A 14,300-nucleotide genomic window follows, 5' to 3' on the forward strand; every position below is an offset into this window, starting at 1 on the left:
TTAGGGATCTTATGCCCCCAAACGAACTAAGCGGGAGCCGTACTGCCTGACTTGAGGGAAATGCCCTTGTTCTGGGAGGGTGATCCCAGGGGCTTGGCTTTCAAGAAACTATCACGTAAAGGCAAGAAAATCTCGACGACCCTCGCTTAACACATTTAGCATTAGTTTTACTTATCTTAAAAATAAGCAGGTTCTAGTACTTTTAAGTTGAAACTTTCCGATTAGAGACTTATGATGGTCGGGCGGACTTCAGGATCAGGCTTTTGGGGGTAGGGCAGCCTTATGAACAAGCTTCAAGACAGTCTGGTGAAGGCTCTCACCATTGACGGAGCACTGGGCATCGCTTTGGGGGACTGGAAGACCGGAATGTGTCTGGGGTTTAAGGGCACCAACAGCCCTGCCTTTCCCGAAGCTAACCTGGAGCTGGCCATTGCGGGAAACACCGAGGTGATCCGCGCCAAGATGCGAGCTGCAGAGTCTCTTAAGCTCACCGACAGAATCGAAGAGATACTTATTATTCTGGAGACTCAGTATCACCTGATGTATCTAATTAAGCACATACCTGGGCTATTTTTCTATCTGGCTTTGGATCGAGAGAAAGGCAACTTGGCTCTTGCTCGTATCAAGCTCTCCCAAATTGAAAAAGAGCTGACTCTCTAACCTCACAGGAGTTCCGCAGCCAAGCAAGATTCTTTTAGAGCTTGCTCTACGTTGAGGTAATGGGGTAGGTAGCAACCAATCCAAAGAGATGCGGAACCGGGGACTTGAACCCCGATGGCATTGCTGCCACTAGAACCTGAATCTAGCGCGTCTACCATTCCGCCAGTTCCGCAGCGATCTATAAGCATGCCCAAGAAAGGGGATCCCTGTCAAGGGCTGGGGGGGTTTTAGAAGGGGATCCGACTCTTATGCTAAGCTCGGCTGCGCAGGCAGTGGATCCAGAGCGCTGACCTTGGCGGCTTTTACTTTTGTTTGCGAGGGCACCTGCCCCAACACGCAGGCGCGGGCGGGTTATTTCATTACCCCCCATGGCGAGATCCCGACCCCCTGCTTTATGCCGGTGGGAACGCTGGCCAATGTGAAAACCCTCACGCCTGCTCAACTCAAGGAGACCGGCGCCCACATTATCCTTAGCAACACCTATCATCTGCACCTACGCCCTGGCGAAGAGATCATTCAAGCGGCGGGGGGCCTGCACCGCTTCATGGCCTGGCCAGGCCCCATCCTCACGGATTCGGGCGGCTTTCAAGTTTTTAGCCTCAGCGCCATCCGCCAAATCGACGAGGAAGGGGTAACGTTTCGCTCGCCTTACGATGGGCGAATTATTCACTTCACTCCTGAGCTCTCCATCCAGATCCAAAATGCTTTGGGGGCAGACATCATCATGGCCTTTGACGAGTGTCCGCCCTATCCTGCCAGCCCTGAGGCGGTGGCAGCAGCGGTGCGGCGGACTACTCAATGGCTGAAGCGCTGCGTGGAAGCCCACCGCCGCTCCGATCAGGCTTTGTTTGGCATTGTTCAGGGGGGGGTTTACCCGGAGCTGCGTCGGCAGGCAGCGGAAGCAGTCTGTCGGCTGGATCTACCCGGCTATGCCATCGGCGGCGTCAGCGTAGGAGAGCCGGTGGAGCTAATGCACGCGGTGGTGCGACAAACAGCCCCCCTCTTGCCAGCCGATCGCCCCCGTTATCTCATGGGGGTGGGCACCTATGCCGAGATGCGGGCGGCAGTGGCTGCCGGCGTGGACTTGTTTGACTGTGTCATTCCCACGCGCTATGCCCGCCACGGCACCGTGATCAGCCGCGGCCAACGCTGGAACATCAAGAATGCCGAACACCGCCGCAGCCTGGATCCCATCGATCCTGAGTGCCCTTGCTACACCTGCCGCCACTTCAGCCGCGCCTATCTGTGCCACCTCATCCGCGCCCAGGAGATCCTGGGCTACACTCTGCTTTCCATCCACAACATCACGGAGCTCGTGCGCTACACCCAAAGAATGCGCCAGGCCATTCTGGAAGGCAAATTTCATGAGAACTGGGATCCGTGGCGCGAGGGCTGAGCCTCCTCAGGGGTCTTTGTTTACATCCCTTCTAAATACTCCCAGGCTAGCCTTCCTACTCGTTACGATGAGAGGACAGCCCAGCCTTCACCTTAGGGAGGAGCAAAGAGGAGCATGGCTATCCGCACCCTGCAAAGTGTCATTGAGCAGCATATTGCTGGGCTGCCTGGCCTTATTGCCGTCTTGATAGGGCGAGTTACGGATGGCAAAACGGTAGCCAAGGTAACTTACGCCAGCGACACCTAGGAAGAGCAGGCGCTGGAACTTTTGGGCACCTACGCCAGCGATCTATTGCAGGCCAACAACCGCCTTTGCCAAACGGTCAGCCCTGAGGAGGAGGCGGATTACCCCACAGCGGGCTCGTCTCAGGTGCGGGTGATTCTGAAGTCTTTCCCCAAAAGTCTCTACTTTGTTTTGTTTTTAACCCGCTCCATCATCGACCTCAAAGCAATTTCAGAGCGCATCAAAGCCATCCTCATCGACGGCAAACCGCTGCTGCCTCCTGTTCAAGACGACACTCTATCCACTGCTCAGGCTTTGATTAGCTACGCCAAGCGCTACGCTCCGGATCCCAACTTTGTCATGCTGCGCTTGTCCCTGAAAACGGGCATTGACCGCAACCGCCTTGAAAAAGGCACCCTGAACTCCCAGGAGCTCCACATTCTCCACAAAGCGGTATCTGACGTATTGGGGGTAGAGCACTTGCCTATTGCTTTTCCCAACACTCATTCTCGTTGAGCCAACACAACATGGCTTACGCTACGCTGCGCGAACCGATAGCTTACGGGCTTCCTGCTTCCCAGACTTATTTTTTGGTACAGAGGCCGCAGCGTTCTGCCGCCGTGCGACCCACGGCGGGAAACTCTCCAGAGATTTAACTTGTTCTCCTCAATTGCAGCACAACGGCTTTCATCCCGACACTGATTTGCTCTTGAGTAAACCCAATATGGCTTACGCCACCTACGGAACACAAATACAGTGCAGTGCTTCCCGTCGATTAAGCTAAAGGCTAAAGTTGTGGGAGTCGTTAACTGTTCTCCCTTCCTATCCCCTCGAGCTCAGGCCATCTATGTTGGAGCATTTACGCCTTGACCGCGCTCGCAAGCTAATTTCTCTCTTCGGTGAGCCGGTAATTTTCCACTGCCACCACTACAACCTATTTCTGCAGCAGACCATTGAGGATCCCGACTGGATTGATGGGGTGAGCATCCTGCGCACGGCAGCTCAGGAGATTTTCTACAGCTTGCTCCAGGGCGCTTTTAAAACCTTGGGAGTGCAGCAGGCAGCAGAGCGGCTGGCGGTGGCGTGCCAGTTGTTCGGCTTTCTCGGCTTGGGGCGACTGGAGCTGCAGGCCAGCCCCAGCGGTGGCGAAGCCCAGCTCACCCACTCCCACTACGCAGAAGGCTGGCTGAGCAAGTACGGGGATCAGGCTAACCGCACCCGCCCCATCGATCATCTAGCCGTGGGCTATGTGGCGGCGGCGCTGGATGCCACTTTTGGCGAGCTGGGCAGCTACACGGCAGAGGAAACGGAGTGCATGGCGGTTACGCGCAAGGATCGCTGCCTGATCCAGGCTACTCGGCTGCCACGGCCTCAGACTTTGGTTCCTAGCCCCGGCATGGGCAAGCTCATTGAATGTCCAGCCGATCTGCCCAAGCCGATAACAGCGGTGGACTATGACGCGGTCAACGAAGCTCTGTGGAGCCTGCCTTTGGCAGGAGATGAACGGGGGCAGATTCGCGCCTTCAACGTGCTGCTCACGCGCATGCCTGCCAATTACTACAACCGCATCCAGTACCGCTTTTTGGAAGAGCTGAAAGCAGTGCAACCCGGTCTGCAGCAGGTGGCAGAGGATCTAATTCGCGAATCGGGCCATGTCTGTGTCTTCTACACCTTGGGCAACATCATGGAGTCCCTGGAGTGGGAAACCCTTGTGGGGCCAATGCTGGAAAAGGATACCGACTGGATCCACGGGGCCTATGCTGTAGCCAGCAGCTTGGGGTTCGGTCGTTGGCAGGCTTTGGAGGTGGTGAGCAATCATTCCTGCCGGGTGGCTATTGACGGCAACTACGAGACCAACTACTTTTTGGCTTCCTACCCACGGGCAGACTATCCGAGCTGCTATTTTGCCCAAGGGGCGGTGCCGGCGCTGATGAACCTGGTTTACAACGGCAACATTCAGCAGAAGCCGATTCTGGATCAAGTCTTCTACAACCGCCTCTTCCAGCGGGGTGGGCTGTTTTACGGGAAGGAGACCAAAGCCAGAGAGAAAGGGGATCCCTGGTGTGAGTTCTACGCCGAGCGGATTTAGGGATCCATGCAGGTGCGCATCCTGAGGCGGCGAGAGTGTGGAAGGGGCTGGGCCACAGACCTGCTGCTGTCGCGCTGCCTGAGCTGGCCGGAGGTGGAAGAGCTAGCCCGGGAGATAGGGGCCACCTGCCGCTGTTTTCAAAAGCAACTGGTGTGGTTGGATCTGCCGGCAGGGCGAATTACCGCTTCCTTGCGGGTACCTCGCCTAACTTTGCGGCTCTACGACGCCGCTGTGGAAGCCCAGGTTCTAAACTGCTTGCAGCAGTTGGTGAAGTCGGCTGATCCTGAGGCCCAGGAGCTCTACAGCACTCCCTCAACAAGCGCCCTGCATGCTGGCCAGCCTTAGAGCTGACAAGTGCGACGGCTGTGCTCCAGCTCCGGTTCAATCCAGGAGAGGGAAAAGTGACTCACGCAGGGCAACTGGGGGAAGCGGCGGGCTAGTTCTGCCATCTGAATTTCCAAGCTGGGCCGTTTTCGCTGCGCTTGTCCCCACAGGCCGGCAATAGCCGGACACACAAAGGTTTGAGGAGAAGCCACAGCCAAGACTCGCTCCACTTGCTGCACCACACAGGAGCCATCCTCGCACTTGGCATAGGCCATCGGGTGCCACTCCATGCCGGGATCAAAGCGATCCCAAGGCTGGAGACGGGCATCAAACCCCTCTCCTACCTCCAGATTGCCCTCGGGGAAAAAGACGGCCCCGGTCGGGATCCCAAGGCTTTGGGCCGGTTGGGCAGCTTGCCGTAGGTAATCGAGGATCCCATGGCGGGCAAACTCGACGCTGAGCTGCCAGAGCTGCTCTTGCCAGCGCTCCTGTCGGAGAGCGGCGCTAGGGGTGGGCGTGGGATCCGGCGGCCCTGCTTCTGGACGGGGAGCCGCCAAATTCTCTAAACCGCTATTCCCTGAATCACCTTCTAAATCAGCAGGGGTGGAATCCCCATTCCCAGCTGCTCTGCTTTGGGCCATCCCGTCCCTTAGTTCTGGAGAAAGCGGCCGCTCCCTGCTTGCGCTAGGCTTGGGATTCCCTGGCTGGCGCCACCGGGGCTCTTCGGCATAGGTGGCATCCAGATGGAGAACATCCGCCACAGTAATATAGCCCTGGCTGAGGTAACGCTCCAGCAAGGCTCGGCCCGCCGGGTTTTCTGCCAAATCCAGGTAGGCTTGCCGGGCCGCCTCCCCATGGATCCACAGATCCCGAACAGTGGCTGCCACACTGGATCCCCCAGAGCCGCGGGGATAGCGAATGTAGTCGAAGAGGATCCCATCCGGCTGCCGCTGCAGGATGCGGCGGATTAGCTCGGCAAAATCCCGTCGCGCCACGGGATGGAAGGGATCCACAAACACCTCATCCGGGCTGCCCAAATCTTCCGCAAGGGCTGTCGCCGGATCTAAGACGGTGGTGAGGCCACGGCCGTTGCGGGCCAGAACTTTCTGGCGATCTGGGAGAAGCCCGTAGCTGTAGCCGAAATTGAGGGAAAACACCCAGGCATAGGCCGATAGCCCCCGCCGTCGCGCCGCCTTGAAAGCCAAATCCAACAAATCAGCATTGGGCTGCAGGCTGGGCCAGATCCCGCCCGCTCCATCAGGCAGAACGGAGCGGCCATCGTGAAGCGTCTCGATAAAAACTCGGTTGTAGCCCAGGTTCACCACTTGGTCAAACACCTGATCCAGTACGCCCGGCTTGGCATCACAGGGATGCAAGCGCACCCAAATGGCTTGGATTTGGGGCCAACGGCGGCTACGGCAGGCCATCAAGGCAGCGCGATGTTCGGCTAAGACTTGGGTGTATTCGGCCCAAGCGGCCTCTGACTGGGTGGCCCGCTGGCGCAGTTGAGCCTTGCGCGCCACTTCCTCAGGGGGTTGCCGGCAGAAGGCATCGAGCTGAGGAGCAGACAGGGATCCTGTCTGGTTCTCGCTGCCCTGAAGCGCGGAACCGGAGTCCGGGAAAAGAGAATGGCCAAACCTAGGGAATTGGGCCTGGGCGGCAATTCCGGATCCCAGCCACATCAGTGCGCCAAGCACACCTACAAGCCATTTCCGCTGCCGCCTCGGCAACCTGAACACCCTTAACCCCATCGAGAATTGCTTTAGCTCTATCTCCCCCTAGAGATCGGCAGGCCCGAGGCAATTGTTCCCGCCCCCAGCCAATTGCGCTCAACTTTGAGAGGAGAGCTGGGGCTTGGGATCCCTTGCCCTATCTGCCTCAATCTGGGCCAACTGCTGCCGGGCCGCCTGCCGCATCACCTCCACCGGCACAGGCTTGCCCCCCAGCCAGAGGGAGAGGGCCTTGGCCCCCTGGTGGATCAGCATCTCCAGGCCACTGATGGGGGTATGGCCTAACTCTGCGGCCATACGCAGCAGGGGAGTGGGATCCGGTACATAGATGAGATCGTAGACAACGGCGCCAGCGGGCAGAAGGTGCAGCTGCTCCCGGCTAAGGGGAGACAGCTCGGCAGGGGATCCCGGCTTGTACATGCCCACGGGGGTGGTGTTGACCACAAGGGAAGTCTCGGGCAAGTGGCGATCCAGCTCGGCCCAGCTCAGCGTTTCCACCTGCGGCCAGGTCTGTTGCAAAGCCTGTAACTTCTCAGGGGATCGCCCGGCCACCCGTACTGGCCCCAACTCCAACTCCAAACAGCCCTGGATGGCCGCCCGCGCCGCCCCGCCACAGCCCAGGATCAGGGTCGGGATCCCTTTTTCCAAGCCCCGCAAAGGCTGAACAAAGCCGTCGATATCGGTGTTGGTGCCGCCCCAGCCTCCCTCCGGCAAGGCGTAGACCGTGTTTACTGCTCCCACCTTTGCCGCCCGCGCTTCCACCTGGCTGAGCAAAGGCAGAATCGCCTGCTTGTGGGGAATGGTGACGTTAAACCCCCGCACCCCGATGGCCGCCAGCCCGGCCACCGCCACCGCCAAGCGCTCTGCCGCCACCGGAAAGGGCACATAGCAGTAGTCTTCTCCCATGGCCGCCAAAGCGGCGTTGTGCATCGCCGGGGATAGGCTGTGGGCCACCGGATCCCCGATCAGGCCCAGTAACTGGGTGCTTCCTGAAATCCGTCTGTCCACTCTAGTCCCTTAAGGGATCCCTCTAACGTCCTCAGATCCAGAAGCGCAGGGGAGCAGCTAGTAGCGGATCTCCAGGGTAACTTGGGCACGCACTGTCTGCCGCCCTCCTTCCACTGGCGTGGAGGCTGCCTGTAGACGAGCGTACTCGGCTCCACCGCTGCCTGCTAGAGGGAGCAGGGGTGCAACATAGCTATCGCTGTGAACCTGGATGCCCTCCACAGAACGGATGCTCAGGTTCAAGGCCTTCAACACATCGCTGGCTTGACGTTGGGCATCTTCCACGGCCTGGGTCAGGGCACGGCTGCGCGCCTGCAGTAAGGTGGCCTCATCCGCTCGGAAGCTGACCGATTCCACCTGGGTGGCTCCGGCGGCCACGGCTTCATCCAGCACCTCTCCGGCTCGGGCTATGGGTACTTCAAATTGCAGGCTGTTTTGCCCCTGTACCCCGGTCAGGCGGGGTGGGCTCTGCTGGTAGTCGTATTGGGGATAGAGAGAAATGCCGGTGGTCTGCAGGGCGCTCACCTGCAGCTCTTTGAGGCGGTTCACCAGGCGTTCCGAGCGCTCGGCCACCTGTTGCTGGACCGCTTGGGCTGTCTCCCCTTGGAGCACCACCCCCAGCCGGATTACGGCAATGGAGGTTTCCACTGCAACAGATCCCTGGCCGGTTACCGTCAAGGTTCGGGATCCCTCACCGGGACTGGCCATTGCCCCGCCTCCAGCGATTGCGTTCCAACCCAACAGTGCCAGCGCCAGTACCACGCCCAGCCAGGCCACCCCCTTCAGCCTTTTCCATCCTTTGAGCCTGTCCATTGCTTCCCCCTTTCAGTCGTTAACCCCAGCCTACTCCCACCGTTCCTCCACCTGATCTGACAAAAGCCCCAGCCACCAGTTCCCTAACCTCACCCAGCCGCTGCGTTCTTGCCCCCCCGGATTGCGTATCCGCACATAAAACACGCGTTGATACATGGAAGTGCTGCCGGAAAAAGGCCCCAGCCGCCAATACCGCGGCTCCCGGCTCAGAATGGAGTAGCCATGCTTTGCCGCCCACCGCTGCAGCAGCTCCTGGCTGCGTCTTTGTTCCCAGACAAAAATTCCCAGGAACAGGGCAACGGCAACCCCTGTCCCCAGCAGGGCCAATGCCAGCTCAGACATAGGGATAGACAGCAAGGCTATTGCCCATCCTATGGGAGTTGCTCCAAGGCTGGGATCCCCGGCTGCAAAAGTTAACCTTTGCCGCCTCAGCCGCTCCCAAAAGAGGGATCCCCGCTCCTGCCCACAGGGCGTATGATTGAGTCAGCGTGGTCAAAACTCGATTTTAATAAGGTCTTTTTGAGAATGGCTGCCTCGAAACTGCGACAACTGCTGCATGACCTGGATGTTGAGCTGCAAAAAACCCCTGGCTTGGATGAAAAGCAGCGGCAGCACATTGCCGCTATTCGCCAGGAGGTAGAGGCGGTGCTGGCCGAGCTGGGATCCCCAAGCAAGGGCCAACAAAACCAAGGGCGCAAAGATCGCATTGGGGAAGCGCTGGCCCTATTTGAAACCTCTCACCCCAACCTCACCCTGATCCTGGAGCAAGTGATCGACACATTGGCAGGGATGGGTCTGTAGTTCCCCCAGTGGGTATCCGAGGGTTTCAGAATGAACAGCCAAGACCGCTTAGATCGAGCAGAACAATTCCTAGCTCAGGCAGCCGAGCAGATTGCGGCCAACAGCCGCGAGATCCAAGAGCTACGCCAGGCCATCCGAGAAAGCCACGAGCAAAATATGGCCCAGGCGCAAGGTTTGAGAGACTTACAGGAAGTTGTCCGCGAGACCCGCTCAGATTTAGCACACTTGGCTGAATGGGCTGAGGAAGTAACTCAAGCTCTCATCACTCTTACTGCATTGCAACAAGAGCACGAACGCGCCATCCAGGCCATCAACCAGCGTCAGATCGAGAATGACCGGAGGTTTAACGTTCTTCTCGAAGAAGCGCGCTATCTTATTCGCAGACTTCCTCTCCCCCTTCTACTTGAGGAGGGGGAATTCTTTCTGAGCAAATCTAGTCCTCATCCACTTCCCACTCCAACAGGTGGGCGTAGGGAGCCACCAGCTCGGGAGAGTAAAAGGCAATAGCCCGCAGGGTGTGCCAATCTTCTAGGCAGTCAAAGACGTTAGGGTACTCGTTGCGCTCCAGCCGCTCTGCAATGGCCGCCACATCGGCTGCAGTGAATTGGCGGGGATCCCTGGCTTCTACTTTGGATCGGGCAGACATAGGTAGCCTGAAACACTACAAGCCGATCTTAGCCTCTCGGCCCGACGCCCCCTGGCCGAAAACGCAAATTTGCAACAGGGCAGGCTGGGATCTGCCTTGACTAGCGGAGGAGCTCGGAGTCTAAAACAGGCTCTGTCTGGGTGACGCGATAGTAGCCGGCCTGGGTGCGAACCGAGGCTTGATAGGGGCTGGGCAAATCCAGCGAGCGCAAGGGCGGGATGTTGGTGCGCTGGTTGAGCAAAGTGGTGAAGAAGGCGGTAACTTGCTGGGCCTGGGAGCGCACCACTTCCTCAGGGAAAATGACTGGATCGGCCTCCTTGCCCGTATCCAGCAAGATTCGATCTAGAGCCTCCCCCACCGGATAAGAAGGGTAGGCAATTTGGGCAAAAGCCGATCCAACCGGGATCCCGGCAGCCAGATAGCCCAGAACAATTGCCAAGGTCAGACGCATGTGCTGTGGTTCCTCCTACGCTACAGCTTGTTCCTCAACACCGGAAAAAGCAGGATCTGGGCTTTGCCCACCAACTTTTACCCCCAAGGAGCCTACCTCTTGACCGGCAGCTAAGGCGGATTCTACCCAAAATGCGCCAACTGGCAACCGCTTGCGGATCCCAACGTGACAAGGGATCCCCTTGCCGACTAGGATGGGGATGCTCTGTTCGGGAGCTGTTGCCTGTGAGTGTTCGCGTTCGTCTTGCCCCTAGCCCAACTGGCAACTTGCACATCGGCACTGCCCGGACGGCGGTGTTCAACTGGCTCTACGCTCGCCGCCACGGTGGCCAGTTCATTTTGCGCATCGAAGACACGGACCGCGAGCGCTCTTCCCCCCGCTACACCCGCAACATCCTAGCGGGGCTGGCCTGGCTGGGACTGGACTGGGACGAAGGGCCTATCTACCAGTCCAACCGCATCGCGCGCTACCGGGAAGTGGTGCAGCAGCTTTTGGAGCGGGGGTTGGCCTACCGCTGCTACGTTACTGAGGAGGAGCTGGAAGCAATGCGGGCTGCCCAGAAGGCCGCCGGCAAAGCCCCCCGCTACGACAACCGCCACCGTTTTCTCACGGAGGAGCAGCGACGGGCCTACGAGGCCGAGGGGCGGCAGCCGGTGATCCGATTTAAGATTGAGGAGCCGATGGAGGTGTCGTGGGTGGATCTCATCCGTGGCCCCATTACCTGGAACACCCAGGACTTAGGGGGGGACATGGTAATCGCGCGGGCAGATGGCTACCCTCTCTACAACTTGGCAGTGGTGGTCGACGATATTGACATGGGCATCACCCACGTCATCCGCGGCGAAGACCACATTGGCAACACCCCCAAGCAGATCTTGCTCTACCGCGCACTGGGGCATGAACCGCCGCAATTTGCCCATTCTCCCTTGATCCTGAACCAAGAAGGGAAGAAGCTCTCCAAGCGGGATGGAGCCACATCGGTAACCGAGTTTCAGCAAATGGGCTTTTTGCCAGAGGCCCTCAAAAATTACCTGGCTTTGCTCAGTTGGTCTCCCCCGGATGGGGAAGAGATTTTCCCGTTGGAAAAGGCGGCTACGATGTTTGACTTCGACCGGGTCAACCGGGCCGCTGCTCGTTTTGATTGGGACAAGCTGAACTGGATCAACAGCCAGTACATCAAGCGGCTTTCGCCAGCGGAGTTGGTGGAGCGACTTACCCCCTTTTGGCAGGCGGCGGGATTTGATCTGACATCGGTGCCCGATCCCACCTGGTTGGAGGATGTGGCCTGCCTGGTGGCTGAGGGTATCGACCGCCTGGCGGAGGCCCCTCCCCTGAGTCGCTTCTTGTTTGTAGAGCCCCTTAGCTACAGCCTGCCTGCCCTGGAACAGTTGCGCTTGCCAGGAGTCGTAGAGGCGATGGCCGCCACAGCATCTGCGTTGGCCACCGCCGAGCTGCCCCAGCCAGTTACTGCCGACAGCCTACAGCCGCTGGTGGAGCAGGTGGCTCAAAGCCAGGGGATGAAAAAGGGCTTGCTCATGAAAAGCCTGCGGGCTGCTTTGACAGGGGAGCTGCAGGGACCGGATTTACTGACCTCTTTTGCGCTATTGCATCGGCGAGGCTGGGCTCTGGGGCGGCTGGAAGCAGTGCGGAAGGTAGTGGCCTAGCTATCTCTCTGGCCGCCGACCAAACCGCGCAGCAGTGGGGCGAACCCAGTTTTCTTGGGCTAGGTCGGCTTCCCCTGGCTGGACAACAAAAGCGCCGCCCGTGGGATTTGATAGCCCCAGCCTAGCCTGGGGTGGCTAGACGCCTCAGCTAGGGCAAGGTGTACTCCCGCCCCAGAATTTGGGCTTGATACTCGGCTTCAGTCAGCACTTGCTGCGGCTGCCGATCTAGGAACAACTGGCCCAAGAGGTGATCGTATTCGTGCTGGAAAATCCTTGCTGGGAAGCCCTGCCAAGTTACCCTCTGCTGGACACCTTCTGGAGTGTAATACTCCACCTCCACCTCGCGGGCGCGGGCCACTAGGCCACGGCAGTTGGGTACGCTCAGGCAACCTTCCCACCCCAGCACCTGCTCCTGGCTCAAGGCCAAGGGACGGGGGTTAACCATGACCACCGGCTCCATCTGGGGTGCGTCGGGATAGCGAGGGTTGGGGCGGGAGGCCACAATGATGACCTGGAGGGGGGATCCCACCTGAGGAGCAGCCAAGCCCACCCCCTGGGCCTCCTTCAGGGTAGCCAACATGCCTTCTACGAGATCCTGCAAGGCCGGCGTTCTGAACTCTGTCACTGGGTTGGCTACTTGCCCTAGGATGGGATCCCCTAGTTGTCGCAGGCGCAAGGTCATAACGTGCTCTCAGACCCCTCTGCAGACTCTCCAGCATTTCCTAGCGATCCTTGCGGCTGGCTGCCGTCTCCAGAGCCAGCTTGGAGCGCTTCAGCCCTTCAGGAACGGGAATGGGGTAGTGACCGGTAAAGCAAGCAGAGCAGAAGGAATTGGGATCCTGGCCTGTAGCGGCCAGCATGCCTTCCCAGCTCAAGTAGGCCAGTGAGTCCACCCCAATCTTCTCAGCAATTTCTGCCACCGAATACTTGGCGGCAATCAACTGATCTTGGCTGTCGGTGTCAATGCCGTAGAAGCAGGGATGGGTAACTGGCGGGCTGGAGATGCGCATGTGAACCTCGGTGGCCCCCGCCTGGCGCAGGGCCTTGACGATCTTTTGGCTGGTGGTGCCCCGCACAATTGAGTCGTCTACAATCACAATCCGCTTCCCCCGCAGCACGTCTTCGAGGGGGTTGAGCTTCATACGAATGCCCCGCTCCCGCATCGACTGGGTGGGTTGGATAAAGGTGCGGCCCACGTAGCGGTTTTTAATTAGCCCCTCGGTGTAGGGGATCCCCAACTGGCGGGCATAGCCAATGGCTGCCGGTGTGCCGGAATCAGGCACTGCTATTACCCAGTCAGCTTCCGCCGGGGCTTCTTTGGCCAGTTGTTCCCCCAGCCGCACGCGGTAGGAATAGAGGCTCTCTCCATGCATGCAACTGTCGGGGCGGGCAAAGTAGATCATCTCAAAGATGCACAGTTTGGGGTTGGGCTCCGCCCAGCGCAGGGATTGCAGCCCTTGACGGTCAATCCACACCAGCTCCCCCGGCTCCACCTGGCGCAGATAATCCGCCCCGATGATATCCAAAGCACAGGTTTCTGAGGCCAACACGTAGTGCAGCGGCCGGGCTTCAGGGGGGTTGAACGTGCCGTCGCTGCAGAGGATCCCTGCCATCTCCGGCTGCAGCAGCTCCTCTAGGGCAGGGTTGCTGCTCAAAAACCCCAACACCAGTGGGCGCACGCCATAGGGATCCCGCGCCCCCATCAGGCCTTCTGGCGTACCGATAACCAAACTGAAAGCCCCGCGGCAGCGCCGCAAAGCCTGACAGGTGGCTCCCACCCAGTCTTGACCTTGGTTCACCGCTTGGGCAATGGCGTGGGCAATGCACTCCGAATCAGTGCCACCGGTGAGGTGGCACTCGGCAGCTTCCAGTTCTTTGCGCAGCTCTTCGGCATTAACCAAGTTCCCATTGTGAGCCAAAGCTAGGGGCCCCAAGCGGGTTTCCACAATCACCGGCTGAGCATTGGCCATGCGGCTGGATCCAGTCGTGGAGTAGCGGGTGTGGCCTACTGCCAACTCACCCGTTAACTGGGCTAGGTTGACCTCATCAAAAACCTGCGAGACCAACCCCATTGCCTTGTGAACCCGGCAAAAGGCTCCCTCAAAGGTGGCAATGCCCGCCGATTCCTGGCCACGATGCTGCAGGGCAAATAGCCCAAAGTAGGCCAGCCTAGCCACCTCCTCCCCTGGAGCCAGAATCCCAAATACTCCGCAGGCCTCTTTGGGCCCTTCCTGGTTGTTCCAGGATTCGGCAGGCCGCTCTTGCGCCCCTTCCTGAGCTGGCGATGGTTCTGCTCCCACCTTCGCTGCCATGGATTCTCGTCTTGCTAACGACTCCCAACACTCCTCTTCGTCGAGTCAACACAACATGGCTTGCGCCACGCTGCGCGAATAGAGTACGGCTTCCTGCTTCACCGACTTGTTGGTCCAGAGGTCTCAGCGTGATGCCACCGTGCAACCCACCGCGGGAAACTCTCTAGAGAGTGAACTTGCTCTCCTC

General features: G+C 59.0%; 16 protein-coding genes and 1 tRNA gene. 8 read left to right on the forward strand and 9 right to left on the reverse strand.

Going from position 1 to position 14,300, the window contains the following annotated elements; translation table 11 throughout:
* The first annotated feature begins 282 nt into the window (after window positions 1–282).
* Entirely contained in the window at window positions 283–660 is a 378-nt protein-coding gene (locus NW822_RS04760; RefSeq protein ID WP_414361752.1) for a hypothetical protein, read from the forward strand.
* A gap of 89 nt (window positions 661–749) precedes the next feature.
* Here the strand turns inward: NW822_RS04760 and NW822_RS04765 are convergent.
* Window positions 750–832: transfer RNA gene (locus NW822_RS04765), tRNA-Leu, on the reverse strand.
* Between the two features lie 120 nt (window positions 833–952).
* Here NW822_RS04765 and tgt point away from each other — a divergent pair.
* From tgt to NW822_RS04790, 5 genes are all read left to right on the forward strand, one after another.
* Window positions 953–2,056, forward strand: coding sequence for a tRNA guanosine(34) transglycosylase Tgt (gene tgt, locus NW822_RS04770; RefSeq protein ID WP_414403683.1), 1,104 nt, complete (start codon window positions 953–955; stop codon window positions 2,054–2,056).
* A 114-nt stretch (window positions 2,057–2,170) separates the two neighbouring features.
* Window positions 2,171–2,302: a hypothetical protein gene (locus NW822_RS04775; RefSeq protein ID WP_414403684.1), complete on the forward strand. Its 132-nt coding sequence runs from the start codon at window positions 2,171–2,173 to the stop codon at window positions 2,300–2,302.
* Between the two features lie 21 nt (window positions 2,303–2,323).
* Window positions 2,324–2,794, forward strand: coding sequence for a hypothetical protein (locus tag NW822_RS04780; RefSeq protein ID WP_414403685.1), 471 nt, complete (start codon window positions 2,324–2,326; stop codon window positions 2,792–2,794).
* A gap of 331 nt (window positions 2,795–3,125) precedes the next feature.
* Complete coding sequence (locus tag NW822_RS04785; RefSeq protein WP_414403686.1) at window positions 3,126–4,367, forward strand: hypothetical protein; 1,242 nt, start codon at window positions 3,126–3,128, stop codon at window positions 4,365–4,367.
* A gap of 6 nt (window positions 4,368–4,373) precedes the next feature.
* A complete protein-coding gene (locus NW822_RS04790; protein WP_414403687.1) occupies window positions 4,374–4,712 on the forward strand; it encodes a hypothetical protein in 339 nt (112 codons plus the stop codon).
* On the opposite strand, the gene NW822_RS04795 is transcribed toward NW822_RS04790, so the two are convergent.
* The 4 genes from NW822_RS04795 to NW822_RS04810 all read right to left on the reverse strand — a co-directional run bounded on the left by NW822_RS04795 (window position 4,709) and on the right by NW822_RS04810 (window position 8,581).
* The gene (locus NW822_RS04795; protein ID WP_414403688.1) at window positions 4,709–6,388 is read right to left on the reverse strand and encodes a hypothetical protein; all 1,680 of its coding nucleotides are present in this window, start codon (window positions 6,386–6,388) and stop codon (window positions 4,709–4,711) included. The two genes, NW822_RS04790 and NW822_RS04795, sit on opposite strands and share 4 nt — an antisense overlap.
* 132 nt (window positions 6,389–6,520) lie before the next feature.
* Complete coding sequence (locus NW822_RS04800) at window positions 6,521–7,429, reverse strand: shikimate dehydrogenase (protein ID WP_414403689.1); 909 nt, start codon at window positions 7,427–7,429, stop codon at window positions 6,521–6,523.
* A 57-nt stretch (window positions 7,430–7,486) separates the two neighbouring features.
* On the reverse strand, window positions 7,487–8,134 hold the full coding sequence (locus tag NW822_RS04805) for an SIMPL domain-containing protein (RefSeq protein ID WP_414403690.1): 648 nt from the start codon (window positions 8,132–8,134) through the stop codon (window positions 7,487–7,489).
* Window positions 8,135–8,269: 135 nt separating this feature from the next.
* Window positions 8,270–8,581, reverse strand: coding sequence for a hypothetical protein (locus tag NW822_RS04810; RefSeq protein ID WP_414403691.1), 312 nt, complete (start codon window positions 8,579–8,581; stop codon window positions 8,270–8,272).
* Window positions 8,582–8,764: 183 nt separating this feature from the next.
* On the opposite strand from NW822_RS04810, the gene NW822_RS04815 reads away from it, so the two are divergent.
* Window positions 8,765–9,040: a DUF4404 family protein gene (locus NW822_RS04815; RefSeq protein WP_414361735.1), complete on the forward strand. Its 276-nt coding sequence runs from the start codon at window positions 8,765–8,767 to the stop codon at window positions 9,038–9,040.
* A 433-nt stretch (window positions 9,041–9,473) separates the two neighbouring features.
* Here the strand turns inward: NW822_RS04815 and NW822_RS04820 are convergent, their stop codons facing one another.
* Together NW822_RS04820 and NW822_RS04825 are read right to left on the reverse strand one after the other, a co-directional pair.
* Window positions 9,474–9,686, reverse strand: coding sequence for a DUF2555 domain-containing protein (locus NW822_RS04820; protein ID WP_414361733.1), 213 nt, complete (start codon window positions 9,684–9,686; stop codon window positions 9,474–9,476).
* Window positions 9,687–9,786: 100 nt separating this feature from the next.
* A complete protein-coding gene (locus tag NW822_RS04825) occupies window positions 9,787–10,137 on the reverse strand; it encodes a hypothetical protein (protein WP_414361731.1) in 351 nt (116 codons plus the stop codon).
* Between the two features lie 224 nt (window positions 10,138–10,361).
* Here NW822_RS04825 and gltX point away from each other — a divergent pair, with 224 nt between their 5' ends.
* Entirely contained in the window at window positions 10,362–11,801 is a 1,440-nt protein-coding gene (gltX, locus tag NW822_RS04830; protein ID WP_414403692.1) for a glutamate--tRNA ligase, read from the forward strand.
* A gap of 148 nt (window positions 11,802–11,949) precedes the next feature.
* On the opposite strand, the gene def is transcribed toward gltX, so the two are convergent.
* Complete coding sequence (gene def / locus NW822_RS04835; protein WP_414361727.1) at window positions 11,950–12,483, reverse strand: peptide deformylase; 534 nt, start codon at window positions 12,481–12,483, stop codon at window positions 11,950–11,952.
* A gap of 40 nt (window positions 12,484–12,523) precedes the next feature.
* Window positions 12,524–14,113, reverse strand: coding sequence for an amidophosphoribosyltransferase (gene purF / locus NW822_RS04840; protein WP_414403693.1), 1,590 nt, complete (start codon window positions 14,111–14,113; stop codon window positions 12,524–12,526).
* Window positions 14,114–14,300: the final 187 nt, after the last annotated feature.

This window comes from Synechococcus sp. H70.2 (assembly GCF_047462275.1).
Taxonomy (GTDB): Bacteria; Cyanobacteriota; Cyanobacteriia; order Thermostichales; family Thermostichaceae; genus Thermostichus.

Excerpts from the sequence above, each read along its gene's own strand:
- NW822_RS04760 (WP_414361752.1), top strand. The coding sequence starts at position 283 with ATGAACAAGCTTCAAGACAGTCTGGTGAAGGCTCTCACCATTGACGGA.
- NW822_RS04775 (WP_414403684.1), top strand. The coding sequence starts at position 2,171 with ATGGCTATCCGCACCCTGCAAAGTGTCATTGAGCAGCATATTGCTGGG.
- NW822_RS04785 (WP_414403686.1), top strand. The coding sequence starts at position 3,126 with ATGTTGGAGCATTTACGCCTTGACCGCGCTCGCAAGCTAATTTCTCTC.
- NW822_RS04790 (WP_414403687.1), top strand. The coding sequence starts at position 4,374 with ATGCAGGTGCGCATCCTGAGGCGGCGAGAGTGTGGAAGGGGCTGGGCC.
- NW822_RS04805 (WP_414403690.1), bottom strand. The coding sequence starts at position 8,134 with ATGGCCAGTCCCGGTGAGGGATCCCGAACCTTGACGGTAACCGGCCAG.
- NW822_RS04810 (WP_414403691.1), bottom strand. The coding sequence starts at position 8,581 with ATGTCTGAGCTGGCATTGGCCCTGCTGGGGACAGGGGTTGCCGTTGCC.
- NW822_RS04815 (WP_414361735.1), top strand. The coding sequence starts at position 8,765 with ATGGCTGCCTCGAAACTGCGACAACTGCTGCATGACCTGGATGTTGAG.
- NW822_RS04820 (WP_414361733.1), bottom strand. The coding sequence starts at position 9,686 with ATGTCTGCCCGATCCAAAGTAGAAGCCAGGGATCCCCGCCAATTCACT.
- NW822_RS04825 (WP_414361731.1), bottom strand. The coding sequence starts at position 10,137 with ATGCGTCTGACCTTGGCAATTGTTCTGGGCTATCTGGCTGCCGGGATC.
- def (WP_414361727.1), bottom strand. The coding sequence starts at position 12,483 with ATGACCTTGCGCCTGCGACAACTAGGGGATCCCATCCTAGGGCAAGTA.
- purF (WP_414403693.1), bottom strand. The coding sequence starts at position 14,113 with ATGGCAGCGAAGGTGGGAGCAGAACCATCGCCAGCTCAGGAAGGGGCG.